Annotated in this window: 19 protein-coding genes; 7 read left to right on the top strand and 12 right to left on the bottom strand. The window is 58.3% G+C overall.

Annotated elements, in window-relative coordinates; all coding sequences use genetic code 11:
- Positions 1–137 precede the first annotated feature (137 nt).
- The 4 genes from ACODTY_RS02140 to lgt all read right to left on the bottom strand — a co-directional run bounded on the left by ACODTY_RS02140 (position 138) and on the right by lgt (position 4,137).
- A complete protein-coding gene (locus ACODTY_RS02140; protein ID WP_488992649.1) occupies positions 138–1,289 on the bottom strand; it encodes a M24 family metallopeptidase in 1,152 nt (383 codons plus the stop codon).
- A 5-nt stretch (positions 1,290–1,294) separates the two neighbouring features.
- On the bottom strand, positions 1,295–2,086 hold the full coding sequence (gene pgeF / locus ACODTY_RS02135) for a peptidoglycan editing factor PgeF (RefSeq protein ID WP_488992648.1): 792 nt from the start codon (positions 2,084–2,086) through the stop codon (positions 1,295–1,297).
- A gap of 114 nt (positions 2,087–2,200) precedes the next feature.
- Positions 2,201–3,289 carry a class I SAM-dependent methyltransferase gene (locus ACODTY_RS02130; protein WP_488992915.1) on the bottom strand — a complete coding sequence of 363 codons (1,089 nt, stop codon included), beginning with the start codon at positions 3,287–3,289 and terminating at the stop codon, positions 2,201–2,203.
- The gene (gene lgt, locus ACODTY_RS02125; protein ID WP_488992647.1) at positions 3,286–4,137 is read right to left on the bottom strand and encodes a prolipoprotein diacylglyceryl transferase; all 852 of its coding nucleotides are present in this window, start codon (positions 4,135–4,137) and stop codon (positions 3,286–3,288) included. Before lgt ends, ACODTY_RS02130 begins: the two co-directional genes overlap by 4 nt.
- 137 nt (positions 4,138–4,274) lie before the next feature.
- Here lgt and ACODTY_RS02120 point away from each other — a divergent pair, with 137 nt between their 5' ends.
- From ACODTY_RS02120 to ACODTY_RS02110, 3 genes are all read left to right on the top strand, one after another.
- Positions 4,275–4,580 carry an accessory factor UbiK family protein gene (locus ACODTY_RS02120; RefSeq protein WP_488992646.1) on the top strand — a complete coding sequence of 102 codons (306 nt, stop codon included), beginning with the start codon at positions 4,275–4,277 and terminating at the stop codon, positions 4,578–4,580.
- A 322-nt stretch (positions 4,581–4,902) separates the two neighbouring features.
- Positions 4,903–5,403: a type III secretion system chaperone family protein gene (locus tag ACODTY_RS02115; protein WP_056236745.1), complete on the top strand. Its 501-nt coding sequence runs from the start codon at positions 4,903–4,905 to the stop codon at positions 5,401–5,403.
- Positions 5,404–5,415: 12 nt separating this feature from the next.
- On the top strand, positions 5,416–5,775 hold the full coding sequence (locus tag ACODTY_RS02110) for a tRNA-binding protein (RefSeq protein ID WP_488992645.1): 360 nt from the start codon (positions 5,416–5,418) through the stop codon (positions 5,773–5,775).
- A gap of 13 nt (positions 5,776–5,788) precedes the next feature.
- On the opposite strand, the gene ACODTY_RS02105 is transcribed toward ACODTY_RS02110, so the two are convergent.
- From ACODTY_RS02105 to ACODTY_RS02090, 4 genes are all read right to left on the bottom strand, one after another.
- Positions 5,789–6,811, bottom strand: a complete 1,023-nt coding sequence (locus ACODTY_RS02105; protein ID WP_488992644.1) for a glycosyltransferase family 4 protein — start codon at positions 6,809–6,811, stop codon at positions 5,789–5,791.
- Positions 6,812–6,910: 99 nt separating this feature from the next.
- A complete protein-coding gene (locus ACODTY_RS02100; RefSeq protein ID WP_488992643.1) occupies positions 6,911–8,323 on the bottom strand; it encodes an ATP-binding protein in 1,413 nt (470 codons plus the stop codon).
- Between the two features lie 56 nt (positions 8,324–8,379).
- Entirely contained in the window at positions 8,380–9,096 is a 717-nt protein-coding gene (locus ACODTY_RS02095; RefSeq protein ID WP_488992642.1) for a response regulator, read from the bottom strand.
- Between the two features lie 23 nt (positions 9,097–9,119).
- Entirely contained in the window at positions 9,120–9,632 is a 513-nt protein-coding gene (locus tag ACODTY_RS02090) for a MarR family winged helix-turn-helix transcriptional regulator (protein ID WP_488992641.1), read from the bottom strand.
- A gap of 250 nt (positions 9,633–9,882) precedes the next feature.
- Here ACODTY_RS02090 and ACODTY_RS02085 point away from each other — a divergent pair, with 250 nt between their 5' ends.
- The 3 genes from ACODTY_RS02085 (at position 9,883) to ACODTY_RS02075 (ending at position 11,997) form a co-directional block, all read left to right on the top strand.
- A complete protein-coding gene (locus ACODTY_RS02085) occupies positions 9,883–10,776 on the top strand; it encodes a branched-chain amino acid aminotransferase (RefSeq protein WP_488992640.1) in 894 nt (297 codons plus the stop codon).
- 144 nt (positions 10,777–10,920) lie between these two features.
- Complete coding sequence (locus ACODTY_RS02080) at positions 10,921–11,232, top strand: hypothetical protein (protein ID WP_200952377.1); 312 nt, start codon at positions 10,921–10,923, stop codon at positions 11,230–11,232.
- Between the two features lie 123 nt (positions 11,233–11,355).
- Positions 11,356–11,997 carry an MBL fold metallo-hydrolase gene (locus ACODTY_RS02075; protein WP_488992914.1) on the top strand — a complete coding sequence of 214 codons (642 nt, stop codon included), beginning with the start codon at positions 11,356–11,358 and terminating at the stop codon, positions 11,995–11,997.
- A gap of 58 nt (positions 11,998–12,055) precedes the next feature.
- Here the strand turns inward: ACODTY_RS02075 and ACODTY_RS02070 are convergent, their stop codons facing one another.
- The 3 genes from ACODTY_RS02070 to ACODTY_RS02060 form a co-directional block, all read right to left on the bottom strand.
- Positions 12,056–12,463: a BA14K family protein gene (locus tag ACODTY_RS02070; protein ID WP_488992639.1), complete on the bottom strand. Its 408-nt coding sequence runs from the start codon at positions 12,461–12,463 to the stop codon at positions 12,056–12,058.
- A 146-nt stretch (positions 12,464–12,609) separates the two neighbouring features.
- Positions 12,610–12,822 (bottom strand): cold-shock protein, encoded by a 213-nt coding sequence (locus ACODTY_RS02065; RefSeq protein WP_056105658.1) that lies wholly within the window; start codon positions 12,820–12,822, stop codon positions 12,610–12,612.
- Between the two features lie 217 nt (positions 12,823–13,039).
- Positions 13,040–13,252: a cold-shock protein gene (locus ACODTY_RS02060; protein WP_056236761.1), complete on the bottom strand. Its 213-nt coding sequence runs from the start codon at positions 13,250–13,252 to the stop codon at positions 13,040–13,042.
- A 455-nt stretch (positions 13,253–13,707) separates the two neighbouring features.
- On the opposite strand from ACODTY_RS02060, the gene ACODTY_RS02055 reads away from it, so the two are divergent.
- Positions 13,708–14,154 carry a Kazal-type serine protease inhibitor family protein gene (locus ACODTY_RS02055; RefSeq protein WP_488992638.1) on the top strand — a complete coding sequence of 149 codons (447 nt, stop codon included), beginning with the start codon at positions 13,708–13,710 and terminating at the stop codon, positions 14,152–14,154.
- 18 nt (positions 14,155–14,172) lie between these two features.
- On the opposite strand, the gene ACODTY_RS02050 is transcribed toward ACODTY_RS02055, so the two are convergent.
- The gene (locus tag ACODTY_RS02050; protein ID WP_488992637.1) at positions 14,173–14,625 is read right to left on the bottom strand and encodes a hypothetical protein; all 453 of its coding nucleotides are present in this window, start codon (positions 14,623–14,625) and stop codon (positions 14,173–14,175) included.
- Between the last annotated feature and the right edge of the window lie 156 nt (positions 14,626–14,781).

Genomic DNA, 14,781 nt, shown 5'->3' with positions numbered 1-14,781 from the left:
GCCGAAGGGTCCAGAACCCCGGAGCTATTGCAGGCAGAGAGCCCCAGGGTAAGGAGCACCGGTACGGCCGAAATGGGCAATCTCCGCATGTGCTCCAGATGCTCCTTGATAGCCCGCTGCGCCGTGCTTCGGTTGTTTCACTTTACGATCAAGTCGAGATCATGGCGCGACAGAGGCTTCGGCTGCGTCTCTGTCGTGAGATAGGTTCGCCCAAGCGTCATGGCCGTTTCCGTCTCGGAATCCATAATTATCATGTGGGCGAACAATGTCATGTTGGGTGCGATTGGCTCCGAGTTGCCTTGATAGAACATCGGCATGTCCATCCATGATGGCGTGAAGCGCGCGCCTACGGAATAGCCGCAGGCGTTGAGCCGATGCTTGGTCAGGCCATGGGCTTCCATGGTCTTTGCATGAGCGTCGAAGACGTCGCCGAAAGTGTTGCCCGGCGTCATCGCCTTTTCGACGGCGACAAGCGAAGCCTGGGACGCATCGAACAGTTCCTGGTGACGTTTGGAGACCTTGCCGGTCAGGATCGTGCGCATCATGGGCGCATGATAGTGGTGAAAGACGCCGGCCCATTCCAAGGTCAACTGGTCGTTCTTGTTCAGCTTGCGGCGTCCGGCCTTGTAGCGGCAAAGAAGGGCATCGGCGCCCGACCCAACGATGAATTCGTTGGCGGGATAGTCGCCGCCACCGGTAAAGACGGCTCCCTGCATGGCAGCGAGGATCGCGCCTTCGTCGCCGCCTTGCTTGATGAGTGGAAGTGCTGCGTCGAGTGCGTTGTCGGCCAATTCGGCCGCCTTCTCGACTTTCGCTATCTCGGCGGGGCTCTTGAACAGGCGCAGCCTGCCGACAATGCCGGACGCATCGGCAATCTGGCCGAAAGTCTGCAACTGTTCATCGAGGCGGCGACCGTTGAAGGCGGTGAGGCCGTGGGTATCGTATTCCACGCCGATGCGCGCGCCGAGCAGATCGAGCTCATTGAGCAGGTTGCGCAGGTCGATGGCCGGATTGGCGCCTTCGCGATCCGTCCACAAGACGATGTTGTCGATGATCGACGTATGTCGCGCCTGGCGCAAGTCGGCCGAACGCGTCAACAGTGTCATAGAGCCATCGGCTTTGACCACAAGGCACTGGAAGAAGCAGAATCCGAAACTGTCGTAGCCAGTCAGCCAGTACATGCTCTCCTGTGCGAACAGGAGCACGGCATCGAGCTTTTTCTCAGCCAGTTCGATCATCAACCTGTCGCGACGGGCGTCAAATTCTGAACGTTCGAAATGCAACGCCATTCGAGTCAATTCTCCAAAACGATTGCCGACACCTGGCGACCGTAGTCCGGTTCACTACGGTGCGTCGTGCGGCGGTATGAATAGAAAAGGTCTTCCTCGGCATAGGTGCAGCGGCCAAGGCATTCGGCAACGACGCCAGCTTTGCGCAAGCGGTCGACGGTGTAGGTATTGAGGTCGAACAGGGAATGGCCGGGTTTGCCCGAGGGTGTGAAGTAGCGGTCGTTGCCTGTCTCTGCCGACGTGAAACGCTCGACGAATTCTGGCCCGACTTCATAGTTTGCCGGCCCGATCGAAGGGCCCAGCACCGCGACGATGTTTTCACGCTTGGCGCCAAGGCCTTCCATCGCTGTGATGGTATTTTCCAGCACGCCGGTGAACGCGCCTTTCCAGCCGGCATGTGCAGCGCCGATGACGCGCGTTTCGCTGTCAGTGAACAATACCGGGCCGCAATCGGCCGTCGATGCTCCTACTGCGATGCCCGGACGATCGGTAACGATTGCGTCTGCTTTTGGCCGTTCGCCTAAGAACGGCTCGCGTGCAACTATCACGTCCGGAGAATGGATTTGGTAGGCGGTGAGCAAGTGGTTTGAAGGCACGCCCATCCATTGTGCGACGCGGCGGCGATTCTCCTGCACCAAGGCCTGGTCATCGGCTGAACCGGTACCGATGTTGAGGCCTTGATAGATGCCCTCGGAGACCCCGCCAATGCGGGTAAAGTAGCCGTGGCGGATGCCTTGCGCCTTTGCCTTTTCAAGCAACGGTGACCGGAGCGGGTCCGGTTTGAGTTGATTCAACATTACCGCTTTGTTGTCTCCGCAAACCGTTTCGTCAAGCCAGCGACTTTCAATGAAAACAATCCGGCACGAGACCGCTTATCTAGACCAGAGAGTGGCGCAGCACGTTGCTGAAAGTCAATTCTCTGTTGGAAAGGGCACGTCGGCAGCGTTGCCAGGTAAGATTGCCAGCACCTTGAAGAGGGCTCCCATCTGGTCGGGGCCAGCTAATCGTTCGACCTCGCCAGATATCTTTTCGCGTGTTGCGTTGTCCGCGTTTGCGCCGAGACTGCCTGCCCGTTCGAGCAAGCCCATGGTAACAAGGAAATCGCCCTGCGTAGCCAGAGACGCAACCAGACCATGATTTCGAGCGACAGCGGCGAGTGCGGCGAAATCGACATGCGAGGTCAGGTCGGCCTCGCCCGGGCTGGCGAAAATGTCTTGATAGGCATGACCTTTCATCGCCTGCAGCGTGTCGCCTACGCCCGGTTCGAGATGGCCGTAGTCGAAAAACAGACCCGCGCCGCCGTCCTTTGCGATCCTCGCGGCGATCATATCCATGAGTGCGCTTCGGGCGGGCGCGGCTTCAAAGATTGTGCCTTCCGGCGCGTCGTGAGCACTTAAAGGTAGGAGGGATCGGTCCAGCGAGGCCGCGCCAGCGAAGAATGACAGATCGCCGTTGCCGTCGAGGCCAACCATGCGCTCACGCCACTCGCCATTTTTGCGAACAAATTGGCGAATGGGCACCGCGTCAAACAGCTCGTTGCCGACAATGAGAAGGGCGCCTGAGGGTACCTTGTTGAGGGATTCGTGCCATGACAGATTTGCATCGACTGTGCCCAGTGTTTGCTTTTGTATCTCTGCCAATCGCGGGCTGATCTCGATCATTGAAAACGCCGCTTCGTGCAAAAAAACGGGATCGAGGCGTTCGAAGGTCCGCAACATGTCCTTCATCAAGGTGCCGCGGCCGGGACCGATTTCTGCCAATGTCAGCGGCATGGGGCGGCCAATTGCCGACCAAGCCTGGTAGAGCCATATCGCAGCTAATTCTCCGAACATCTGGCTGATTTCGGGCGCGGTAATGAAATCTCCCACCGCGCCAAATGGCTCGCGGGTCGTGTAGTAGCCCTCGATTGGGTCGAACAGGCATTGCGCCATGAATTCGTTTGCCGGAATAGGCCCCAGCGTTCGAATCTGCTCGACAATGCGCTGTTTCAACCGGCTCATGCTGGTTGGCGGTGTGCCAGCGGTTTTGCCGTCGCCATTGCCCATATTCCGATCAGGACCATTGGGATGGACAGGATCATGCCCATGGTGAGCCATCCCCCTAGCAGATAACCGATCTGCTGATCGGGCTCACGGAAGAATTCGACGAAAATCCGCGACAGCCCATAACCGGCGACAAACGCGCCGCAGACAAAACGTGGCATTTTCAACTTGAAGCGCGAATGGGTGAGAACCCGTAGCACCACAAATAGAACCAGGCCTTCCAACAGTCCCTCGTAGAGCTGGCTCGGATGACGCGGGTCCGGTCCGCCGGTCGGAAACGCTATGGCCCATGGCACATCGCTGACGCGGCCCCAAAGCTCGGAATTGATGAAATTGGCGAGCCTTCCCAAACCAAGGCCAACAGGGACGCCTGCCGCCACGACATCAAAAAGTGTCCATGGATGGATGTTGCGCGAACGCGCAAAGAGCGTCATCGCCACCAGCGTTCCGAGGATGCCGCCATGAAAGGACATGCCGCCCTGCCACACTGCCAAGATGTCGGCCGGGTTGGCGATGTAGCGAGGCAGGTCATAGAACAGGACGTAACCTGTGCGTCCACCAAGCACGACGCCGACCGCGGCCCAGACGACAAAGTCGTCGATGTCCTGCGGCTTCATCGGCAAGGTGCCGTCCGGCCACAGCCGATTGTTAGTAACCAGGCGCTTGGCATACCACCACGCAAACACGATGCCTACGACATAGGCCAGTCCGTACCAATGCATAGCAAGCGGCCCAAGCTGGATGATGACCGGATCGATGTTGGGAAAGGGCAGGGATGCCGGCAGAAGCAATGGGTAGGCGCTCAACGAGAAACCTCGAGTTGATGATGACGGGGCGGACCATGCGGCAGGGTTCCGGCACGGTCAAGCGATGTGGATCGCAAGCGCACTTGCATTCCCGATAGATGGACACTACGTCAAATCCGAGCAAGCGAGGTATTGCCATGTCGACCGGCCCGAACCGCATTCTGGATGAACTTGCCAAGTTGGTGACGGATGCAGCCGGCGCCGCCCAAGGCGTGCGCCGTGAAGTCGAAACTGCTTTTCGCGGTCAGGCGGAGCGGATTCTCAACTCGATGGAAGTTGTCCAGCGCGAAGAGTTCGACGCGGTGCGCGATATGGCTGCGAAGGCCCGCGAGGAAAATGCCAAACTGGCATCACGTATCGATGCGCTGGAATCCAGATTGGCCGAGCTTGGCGGGTCAGCGGGCAAGGCCGCCAGTGCAACAACCTCGCGCGCCAAAAAATAATCGATAAACTTGTCCACAAAGCGCGAGCCCGAAAAGCGCTTTGTCATGAATCGCTTATCGGCATTGCGTGAATCGTCCCGACAGCGGCTTTCCACACCGGAATGACGCAATGCGAAAAATTGGGCTGGTCACGCGACTCTCTATCAATAGACTGAATTTGTTGCATGATTCGCGGAAGCGGAGATGCGCCGGGCGGTGGGGTCCGGTCATGGGGTGTAGCGTCGAGCAGTCCAGGCCGTCCGAGTTCTAAAACAACAATGTTCGTTGTGTGTGCCTCTTCACGGAGCGTGTGGTGGTGCTCCCAAACGACAGGAAGCAGTGAATGGAACTCCTCGAACTCGAAGTCTCGCGCGAAATCCACCCCGTGGATGTCATTGAGCAGGTTGCGCACAACAACGACTGGTCTTTCGAGCGGGCCGGCGACGACGAAATCTCGATTACTGTTGTCGGGAACTGGACGGAGTATCAGGTTTCGTTCTCCTGGATGGAAGATTTCGAAGCACTGCATCTTGCGTGTGCCTTCGATATCAAGGTGCCCGAAAACCGCGCACTCGAAGTGATGCGGCTCTTGTCGCTCATCAACGAACAGATGCTGTTCGGCCATTTCGACCTGTGGGAACAGGAGGGCGCGATCATGTTCCGGCAGTCGCTTCTGCTTGCTGGTGGCGTCGAACCGTCGAGCCAGCAGGTCGAGGTGCTGCTGTCTTCGGCATTGGAAGCCTGCGAATGCTATTTCCAGGCGTTTCAGTTTGTCGTCTGGTCGGGCACGTCCGCCAAGGATGCGTTGGCCGGCGTCTTGTTCGAGACCTACGGCAACGCATAGGGTCGGTTCAAGATGAGTTCGGGCAACGCGCGAAAGGCGGAAATCAGCTTCGCCGATTTCGACAAGGTCGATATCAGGGCCGGAACGATTGTCGAGGCCGAGCCTTTTCCGGAGGCGCGCAAGCCGGCCATCAAGCTCAGAATTGATTTCGGGCCTGACATCGGCGTGAAGAAGTCATCGGCGCAGATCACCAAGTACTATGAGCCGGAGACGCTGATCGGTCGGCAAGTGTTTGCCGTCGTGAATTTTCCTCCGCGCCAGATTGGGCCATTCATGTCGGAAGTGCTGACTTTGGGCTTTCCGGATGAGGAGGGCGCCGTGGTGCTTGGTGCAATCGAGCGCAAAGTGCCTGATGGCGGAAGGCTGTTCTGACACAAATTGAGCGTCAGGCGATTGGCTTTGCTCCTGCTTTCAATGCTTCCTCGACCACGTCCAGGAACATTTGGGCGCATGCGGCCCACGTGTAGCGCGTAGCGCGCTCGCGGGCCTTTTGCCTGTCGGAGTTTAGCGCGGCAAGGGCGGCTTGCCTGAGATCAGTTGAGATGACGCCGCCAACGCCATCGCCAATAATGTCGATTGGCCCGGTGACGGGGTAGGCCGCAACAGGCGTGCCGCTGGCCAGAGCTTCAATGATGACGTTGCCAAAAGTCTCGGAACGGCTAGGGAGCACGAAGACATCTGCACCCGCATAGAAGCCCGCAAGCTCGGCGTTGGGTCGATGGCCAAGGAAGTGCACGCTCGGATACCGCGTCTTGAGCGAAGCCAGTTCTGGCCCGTCGCCTACGATAACCTTTGAGCCCGGCAGATCGAGGTCGAGAAATGCCGGCAGGTTCTTTTCGATTGCGACACGACCCACACACAGAAAGATTGGGCGCGGCAGCTCAAATTCGATCGCTTTGTCTGGATTGAACAGCGTGGTGTCGACGCCGCGTGTCCACGGTTTCAGCTTGGTGAAGCCGTGAGCGGAGAGATCGCTCGCCATGGAGTTGGTTGCGACCAATGTTCCTTGTCCCGCATTGTGAAAGCCGCGAAGCCAGCGATAGGTCCAAGCCTCGGGGATCGGCATTCTGGCACGGAGGTATTCGGGAAAGCGCGTGTGGTAGCTGGTGGTGAAAGGCCTTCCAGTTGCCAGGCAATGGCGTCTGGCCATGATGCCAAGCGGACCCTCCGTGACGATATGGATATGATCGACATTCGATCTGTCAATCATGCGAGCGATCGAGCGCGGCGTCGTTAGCGCCAACCGGATGTCCGGGTAGGTCGGCATTGGCAAAGTGCGAAAGATTGCAGGCGTCAGGAACTGCGTTTCTACGCCTAATTCCTTCAGCGATTGCTCCAGGCGTTCCAAGGTGTGGACAACGCCGTTCACCTGCGGACGCCAGGCATCGGTCACCATCAAGATGCGCATACGGCACCGCTTGGCATGGAATCGTGGATCGCGCAGTTCATGCTACGCCTAGACCATGCTTTCGCGACAAACAGATGAAGCCTGTTTGTCTGCAGATGCCTAGGCCGGGACCTTGATGATGGCGCGCAAGCCGCCCAAGGGGCTATCGTCGAGTGTAATGTCGCCGCCATGACTGCGCGCAATGTCGCGTGCGATCGGAAGACCCAGGCCGGTGCCGCTTGCGTCGAGATTGCGCGCCTCATCCAGCCTAACGAACGGCTTGAATACTTCTTCGCGCTTTTCGAGAGCAATGCCGGGTCCATCGTCGTCGATCACGATGGTCAAGGATCCATGGCCATGCCTTGCTGCGATTTCGACGTTTTTGGCGTAGCGGAAGGCGTTGCCGACGATGTTCGCCATCAGGCGGGCAAAGGCGTTGGGACGGACCTGGATGTCAGCGCTGCCACTTAGCGACGTGGTGAGCTTGCGTTTGCGCAGCTTGGCCTCTTCACCGAGTTTCTGGAAATAGGCATCAAGATCGAAATGCCCGGCGTCTTCAGCGGCGTCGCCGCGCGCAAACGCCAGATAGCCCTCCAGCATGGACTGCATATCGTCGATGTCTTTGCCTAGTGCTTCGATATCGGCCTTGGAGCGCGTGAGTGCCAATTGCAGCTTGAAGCGGGTGAGGATTGTCCGAAGATCGTGACTTACGCCTGTAAGCATCGCCGTGCGCTGCTCGATCTGGCGTTCGATCCGTTCTCGCATCTGGATGAAAGCGAAGCCTGCCCTGCGTACTTCCTCGGCGCCGCGTGGTCGGAAGTCGGGTGGCATTGGCCTTCCTTTGCCGAAGCTTTCCGCGGCCGCTGCCAAAGCGAGGATGGGCCTGATCTGGTTGCGCAAGAAGGGTATGGCGATGGTCAGGAGGACAAGGGAGGTTCCGACCATCCAGATCAGGAATATATGGGTGTTGGAAGCGTAAGCCTGGTTGCGGCGCACGAAAACGCGCAAGACCTTGTCTTCCAGTTGGATGCGCACCTCCACGATGTTCGAATTGCCAACCGTATCGATCCAGAACGGCCGGTTGATCTGCCGTGTTATTTCCGTCGACAAAATCTGGTCAAGAATGGAGAAGAACGGCTTCGGGCCTGGAGCCGGTAGGGGATCGGGCGGCAGGAGATCGACCTTCAGCTGCATCCGGTCCTGCGCGATGCGGATGATTTTGGCGTAATCTGCGTCGTTGGGATAGGTTTCGATCAGGTCGATGACAGCCGCAATGTCGCGCGTGACGGCCTGAGAAAGGCGTTGCGTAACGGTCTGCCAATGGCGCTCCATAAATACGAACGCAATGACCGACTGCAGCAGGATCATTGGGGCGATGATGATGATGAGCGAGCGGGCATAGAGCCGCTTTGGCATATATAGTGAGACGAGCCGCCAGAAACGCCGCCACGCGCCGCGCGTAGCGGCAGCGATCCGCGAAACGCGCGCTATGATGCCGTCTGGCTCAGGGCCTTGCAATTCAGTTGTCGCCATTCCTTATCGGCCCGCGAATACGCACAAACGGCAAGGTAACTGCCCGTCGCTACAACCTATTCCACGCTGAGCCGATACCCAATACCGCGCACTGTCTGCAGCCATACCGGATTTGACGGATCGCGTTCGATCTTGCGGCGTAACCGATTTATCTGCACGTCGATGGTGCGCTCGCCGACATCCGAATCGTCACCCACAAGTTCATGGCGCGGGATCGTTTCGCCTGCGCGCTCGGCAAAAATCGCCAGAATCTCCTGTTCGCGGTCGGTCAACTTCAGGACCTCGCCGCCCCGCTTCAACTCGCGCCTGGAAATCTGGAACGTATAGGGCCCGAACACCAACTGCTCGACCTTCGGAGTCGAGGAGGGGCCGCCCCGCCGCAGGATATTGTTGATGCGCAATATCAGTTCGCGCGGGTCGAATGGCTTTGGCAGATAGTCGTCGGCGCCTGCTGAAAGTCCGGTGATGCGATTGTCAGTTTCTGACAATGCCGTCAGCATCAGGATGGGAACATTCTTGTCGACTCTGAGAGCCTTTGTCAGTTCGACACCGCTTTCGCCCGGCATCATCACGTCAAGCACAAGGAGGTCGAAGTCGAGACCGGCGAGTTTGCGCCGCGCTTCCGCAGCAGTCCCTGCCACGGTTACGCGAAAACCGTTTTCGGTAAGGTATTGTTTGAGCAGGTTGCGAATGCGCGTGTCGTCGTCAACGACCAGCAGGTGAGGGGCGTCATCCTCGGGAACCGTCTGGTCCAGCCTTTCAGAATTTTCCATGGCTGTCTCCTGAAGCATCCGCTTCATTCATGATTCCTTGGCGGAGTATCAATTTGCGCTCTGAGTTCCGGATTGACCATAGCCTTCAGGAAACCCTCTACTAACGCCCGGCCATCAGTTCCGACATCTTGCAATGCAGTATGGATGCGGCGTGACTGTGGCCTTGCAAGTGCCAACGCCAGAGCGCGCCCTTTTTGCGTTGGATAAAGCTCACGTTGGCGGCGATCGCGAGGACCCTGCAACTGTACGATGTGATCGGTATCGATCAACTGCTTCAGTACCCGCGCCAACGATTGCTTGGTTATCTTCAGAACTTCCAGCAGTTCGGCAACCGTCAGGCCCGGCCGGCGATTGACGAAGTGCAGCACCCGGTGGTGCGCGCGCCCAAAGCCATAGTCGGCGAGCATCTCGTCTGGATCGGAAGTAAAATCCCGATAGGCGAAAAAGAAGAGCTCGATGAGGGTAAAGTCGATTCCGTCCTCGTTGGCTACCGCCGTTCTTATCGGCAATTCTGGTATGCGTTTCTTGTCCGGCATGGTTTTCCTACAGCGGCGCAAAAATATGTCAGCACTATTGACATATTTTTATTGGGATGGTAATTTTTGACAAGCTTTAGGGCCGATTGCGACCGAAAAGGCAAGACTGGGACCGAATTCCGGAACTTCCTGAGTTTGCCAGAGCCACAATATGGGCCTACGCTTTAAGGAAAGCGGCTGCCTTTTTGGGCGACCGGCTCAATATGCAACGCTCAGCTTTATGCGGATTTGGTGTCCGCGGGAGGTAATAATGGCATCCGTTCCCTTTGATCAGCTTGATGGCTTTATCTGGATGAATGGCGAGTTCGTCAAATGGGGGGACGCCAAGGTCCACGTGCTGACACACGGTCTCCACTATGCGAGTTCGGTGTTCGAGGGGGAGCGGGCTTACGGCGGTGAGATATTCAAGCTTACTGAGCACAATGAGCGCCTGCATGAATCGGCCCGCATCCTAGGCTTCAAGATTCCTTATTCCGTTTCCGAAATCGACGACGCTTGCGTAACTCTCCTGAAGAAGCAGGGTTTTAAGGACGCTTATGTGCGGCCAATCGCCTGGCGTGGAAGTGAGCAGATGGGCGTTTCAGCCCAGAACAGCCGCATCAATTGCGCCATCGCGATTTGGCAGTGGCCAAGCTATTTCGATCCGGCACAGAAGCTGAAGGGTATCCGGCTTGATATGGCGGAGTACCGTCGTCCCGATCCTCGCACGGCGCCCTCCAAGTCGAAGGCGGCCGGCCTTTACATGATCTGCACGATCTCCAAGCACGCGGCTGAAGCCAAGGGCTATGCCGACGCAATGATGCTCGATTGGCGCGGCCAGGTTGCCGAGGCGACCGGCGCCAATATCTTCTTCGTCAAGGACGGCAAGATCCATACGCCGAAGCCTGATTGCTTCCTCGACGGTATTACGCGCCGCACAGTGATCGGCTTGGCGCGCGACCGCGGGCTTGAGGTCATTGAACGCGCTATATTGCCGGAAGAACTGGAAGGTTTCGAGCAGTGCTTCCTGACCGGAACTGCGGCTGAAGTGACACCGGTTTCAGAGATCGGTCCGTACCGTTTCGAAGTTGGTGAAGTCGCCAAGACACTGATGCATGACTACGCTGCCGCCGTTCAGCCCAAGCATGCCATCGCAGCAGAATAACGCTCATTGTCAGCAAGTTGCGAATGGGGTGGCATCAGCCACCCCTTTTTCGTTTGGCCGCCGGGATTTGACTTTCGTCGAATTCGGCGTCTCATGATGCAATCGGCTCAGGCGAGTCGGTCTTACACTTGGAGGGATGTCAGTATGGAAACGCTTCTTCCGATTATTGTTCAGGTGATTACGGGTATCATTGGCGGCCAGGCGGTAGGCGCGGCGGTCAAGCAAGCTGCAATGAGTCAACTTCCCAAAATTCTTAGTGGCGCAATCGGCGGTGTCGGTGGTGCGGCGATCTTGGGAAGTCTCCTTGGGGGCGGTGCGATTGATCCTGCAGCAGCTACGGCAGCAGCGGGCGGCATTGGCGACGCACTCAACCTCAACAACATCGTCGGCGGCGCCGGAGGTGGAGCCATTCTGACTGCGATCGTTGGCGCTGTCATGAATGCAATGAAAAAGTAAGACCGGTTTCGTCTTCCATCCAAGGGCGGCCTCGGCCGCCCTTTTTTGTTTTGGCTCAAGATTGCGTTGTGGACGATCAATGAAGATCGACCTACATCAACGGCCACAAAACAAGGAGCAAAAATGGGTCAACTCAACGCTGGCATCGTCCCGGTTACGCCGTTTCAGCAGAATTGCACTATCCTTTTTGATCAGGACGAAAAGATCGGTGTCGTCGTAGACCCAGGTGGCGATATTGATCGGGTACTGGCCGCGCTCAAGGAAAATGCCATCGTCGCGACTGCTATCTGGATTACGCATGGCCATATCGATCATGCCGGCGGCGCCATGGATTTGAAGGACGCGCTCGGCGTCGACATCGTCGGGCCGCATGAGGATGATCGACCGCTGCTTGCCAACCTTGAAAATCAGGCGAAGAAGTTCGGTATCACGGATAGCGTGCGAAACTGCACGCCTGACCGTTTTCTACTCGACGGTGAGACTGTCTCTTTCGGGGAACATGTCTTCGAGGTTTTGCACTGCCCGGGCCATGCCCCTGGTCATGTGGTGTTCTACAATCGCGCCGCCAACTTCGCCCATGTCGGCGATGTGTTGTTTCGGGGATCGATTGGCCGAACCGACCTTCCGGGCGGCGACCACGCGGCATTGATCCGATCGATCAAGGAAAAGCTGCTGCCGCTTGGTGATGACATAGGGTTTCTATGTGGTCACGGTCCCGGTGGACGATTCGGCGAAGAACGACGGACCAATCCATTTCTGGTTTGACGGCAGACGCAAAAAAGCGCCGCATCATGCGGCGCTTTTTTCGCAATATGGGCGGTTGTCAGTTAGCCTGGCAGAAGTGGCGCTGGCCGTCGTATCCGACAAAAGTGCCGCTGCGGGGATTGAAGCTGCGGTAGCGGTCCGAACAATACTGATACCACTCGGGGCTCCACGGCTCATACGCACCGCCGTAATCGTAGTCGGCGCGATAGTAGCGGCGGACCGGAGCAGGGCGCGGCTCTCGGATGACGTACGTCGGTTCCGGTTCATAGTAGCGCGGCTGCGAGGCAAGCGCTCCGCCGATCAACGCGCCGGCGGCCAGACCGATGACGCCGGCTGCAAGCGCGTCATCACCATGGCGATGATGATGACGCCAACGCCAGTCATCGGCATGAGCAGCCGGAAGCATAGCCAAGGTCGTCGCGCCAAGCGCGACCGACAAAACGGATGCTTTGAGAATTCTGTTCATGACGATCTCCTTGTTGCCGGCCTGCCGTTGCAGGTGGCGCAGCCCGGTGTTGCCCGAACCAATAGATGACCGTGGCTGAACGGCGGCTGAACGAACTTAGTTCGCGCTGTTAACGCAGCCGCATCCCAAATGTTCCCTCGCGGCGCTTAGCCGACGGTGAGATTGACTGCTTTCGGACCCTTGCCGCGCTTGTCCGGCTCGGTTTCGAACGTCACTTTCTGTCCATCCTCAAGGCCTGGCAGGCCCGATGCTTGCACTGCGGAAATATGCACGAAGACGTCCTTCGCTCCATCATCCGGCGTGATGAAGCCGAAGCCTTTGGCATGATTGAAGAACTTTACTGTGCCGGTCTGCGGCATGGGAAACTCCCTTATGATCCCATAGTCTGCTTTCGGGCTGGCAATGCCCGAACGGCAATTTGTCGTTTATTTTGAGTTGATGGGCAACAAAAAACTTTTTTTGCTAGCTACTATTCAAAACTCGATGCTATCCGCCGCACCACTTAAATAGAAGAAGGGCGCGGCCCGCACGGCCCGCGCCCTTCTCGAAACTTTTACGCCGGTAATGAACCGGGACTTACGCCGCGCGCAGGTTGACCGCCTTCGGGCCCTTGCCCATGCGGTCGGGCTCGACGTCGAAGGTGACCTTCTGGCCATCGACGAGGGTGCGCAGGCCGGAGGCCTCGATCGCGGAGATATGGACGAACACGTCCTTGGCGCCGCCCTCAGGCGTGATGAAGCCGAAGCCTTTGGTGGTATTGAAGAACTTTACGGTACCGGTCTGGGACATTGGGGGGAAACTCCTTCACCCGATCAGTTTTTTGGTCCTGCCCGCCGCCTGGGTCGGATGCAAGTCCGGTGGTTGCTTCGGCGGTCATGCATTTGCGCACAATAGAACCCCCCGCCAAAAAACGGGGCTGTCAGAGATTTACGATATCGGGGATAGGGTCGTGCAAACGTTCCATTCTCCGGGTGGCAAATGCCCGAACGGCGAATTTATTGCACGGAATTGTGTTTGTTACAATACACTCACTCGCAGGTTGCGTCATCAGCAGCAAGCCCTACGTTGGTAGTGGGTTACGCCGCAAGCAGGGCTGCGTCATAGGCCAAGTCCGTTCAAGGATAGGCCCAGATGCCACCAAGGCGATCATTTGCACCGTTCGGGTTGTATTTTCGCGCCGATTTGCGACGATCGGCATGCGGTGCTGCCCCCTGCCGCGTACATATTTTTGATGGAGATATGTCATGCGGCTTCAAGGCATTTTCCTTTCAGGCGCGGCGGTTCTACTTTTTTCCGGCATCCTTGCCGCCTGTACCGTGGTGGTTGACGAAAGCCCCGGCTACCGGCCGCCACCGCCGCCGCGCCCCGGCCCGCAATTCTGCACGCGCGAATACGCGCCGGTGTGCGGACGGCAAGGCCCCCGCATGAAGACCTTCCCCAATTCCTGCGAGGCCGGCCGCGCCGGCTACCGCATCGCCTATGGCGGCCAATGCCAAAGCGGAGGTGGCGGCTGGAACCCGCAACCGCCGCTGCAACCGGGGCCACCGCCGCGCCCGCGCCCGCCGCAGGCCTGCACGATGGACTACAGGCCGGTGTGCGCGACGCGGCGCGGACAGGTGCGCACCTTCTCCAACGCGTGTTCTGCGATGGCCGAAGACTGGCGCATCGTTGACAACCAGGGCCCTTGCTAGGTCGAGTAAAGGTCAAGCCTATCGAGCGGATTTGCGGCTGACGGATTTCCGGCCCGGTTTGCCCTTGGCCATTTTCGGGACAGGGGCCGGCTGGTGCCCGGATTCGGCCAATAGCCCGCAGATATAGGCGTGGGAGGCGGCGCGGCGCTGCTGTTCGGCAAAGGCGGCCAATTCGATGCCGGCGGCGATGAGGAAGAAGCGCTCGGTGAGACCTTCGTTCCAGCGCGCGGCGCATTCCGGTGCGCAGACATCGAGGGCGCGGCAGGACTGGTTGCGGCGGCATGTACGGTTTTCGCAAGTGTGATGAAAGCCTGCGGCGGTGGCAAGCAGCCGCCGCGCCACCAGCACCTCGGGCCGCGGCTCTTGGCGCGGCGCAAACAGTTCGGCAAGGGCCGCGGTCGCCTGCGGCACGCACGCGCCGACCAAGTCGATCTGATGATGCAGAAGAGAGTTTTCCTCGTATGGGTCCATGACGTGTCCTTTCGACTGCTGCCGTGTTTTCAGGAATGGCGGCGACATGCGCGCATGCTTCGCCGTTCCGGCCGGTGGTCCGGTCGGTTTGAGAAAAAGTCCGGGAGGACGGGCGGCCGTTCGGTCGCTCGTTTAGTTAAGTAGTGCGGCCTTGCG

This window comes from Mesorhizobium sp. FG116 (assembly GCF_057809835.1).
The sequence above is the reverse complement of the archived record's forward strand: the minus strand, read 5'-3'. Positions and strand labels throughout refer to the sequence as shown.

What these genes read in the sequence shown, in the direction of transcription:
- ACODTY_RS02140 (WP_488992649.1), bottom strand. Translation starts at nt 1,289, where the DNA reads ATGGCGTTGCATTTCGAACGTTCAGAATTTGACGCCCGTCGCGACAGG.
- pgeF (WP_488992648.1), bottom strand. Translation starts at nt 2,086, where the DNA reads ATGTTGAATCAACTCAAACCGGACCCGCTCCGGTCACCGTTGCTTGAA.
- ACODTY_RS02130 (WP_488992915.1), bottom strand. Translation starts at nt 3,289, where the DNA reads ATGAGCCGGTTGAAACAGCGCATTGTCGAGCAGATTCGAACGCTGGGG.
- ACODTY_RS02120 (WP_488992646.1), top strand. Translation starts at nt 4,275, where the DNA reads ATGTCGACCGGCCCGAACCGCATTCTGGATGAACTTGCCAAGTTGGTG.
- ACODTY_RS02115 (WP_056236745.1), top strand. Translation starts at nt 4,903, where the DNA reads ATGGAACTCCTCGAACTCGAAGTCTCGCGCGAAATCCACCCCGTGGAT.
- ACODTY_RS02110 (WP_488992645.1), top strand. Translation starts at nt 5,416, where the DNA reads ATGAGTTCGGGCAACGCGCGAAAGGCGGAAATCAGCTTCGCCGATTTC.
- ACODTY_RS02105 (WP_488992644.1), bottom strand. Translation starts at nt 6,811, where the DNA reads ATGCGCATCTTGATGGTGACCGATGCCTGGCGTCCGCAGGTGAACGGC.
- ACODTY_RS02100 (WP_488992643.1), bottom strand. Translation starts at nt 8,323, where the DNA reads ATGGCGACAACTGAATTGCAAGGCCCTGAGCCAGACGGCATCATAGCG.
- ACODTY_RS02095 (WP_488992642.1), bottom strand. Translation starts at nt 9,096, where the DNA reads ATGGAAAATTCTGAAAGGCTGGACCAGACGGTTCCCGAGGATGACGCC.
- ACODTY_RS02090 (WP_488992641.1), bottom strand. Translation starts at nt 9,632, where the DNA reads ATGCCGGACAAGAAACGCATACCAGAATTGCCGATAAGAACGGCGGTA.
- ACODTY_RS02085 (WP_488992640.1), top strand. Translation starts at nt 9,883, where the DNA reads ATGGCATCCGTTCCCTTTGATCAGCTTGATGGCTTTATCTGGATGAAT.
- ACODTY_RS02080 (WP_200952377.1), top strand. Translation starts at nt 10,921, where the DNA reads ATGGAAACGCTTCTTCCGATTATTGTTCAGGTGATTACGGGTATCATT.
- ACODTY_RS02075 (WP_488992914.1), top strand. Translation starts at nt 11,356, where the DNA reads ATGGGTCAACTCAACGCTGGCATCGTCCCGGTTACGCCGTTTCAGCAG.
- ACODTY_RS02070 (WP_488992639.1), bottom strand. Translation starts at nt 12,463, where the DNA reads ATGAACAGAATTCTCAAAGCATCCGTTTTGTCGGTCGCGCTTGGCGCG.
- ACODTY_RS02065 (WP_056105658.1), bottom strand. Translation starts at nt 12,822, where the DNA reads ATGCCGCAGACCGGCACAGTAAAGTTCTTCAATCATGCCAAAGGCTTC.
- ACODTY_RS02060 (WP_056236761.1), bottom strand. Translation starts at nt 13,252, where the DNA reads ATGTCCCAGACCGGTACCGTAAAGTTCTTCAATACCACCAAAGGCTTC.
- ACODTY_RS02055 (WP_488992638.1), top strand. Translation starts at nt 13,708, where the DNA reads ATGCGGCTTCAAGGCATTTTCCTTTCAGGCGCGGCGGTTCTACTTTTT.
- ACODTY_RS02050 (WP_488992637.1), bottom strand. Translation starts at nt 14,625, where the DNA reads ATGGACCCATACGAGGAAAACTCTCTTCTGCATCATCAGATCGACTTG.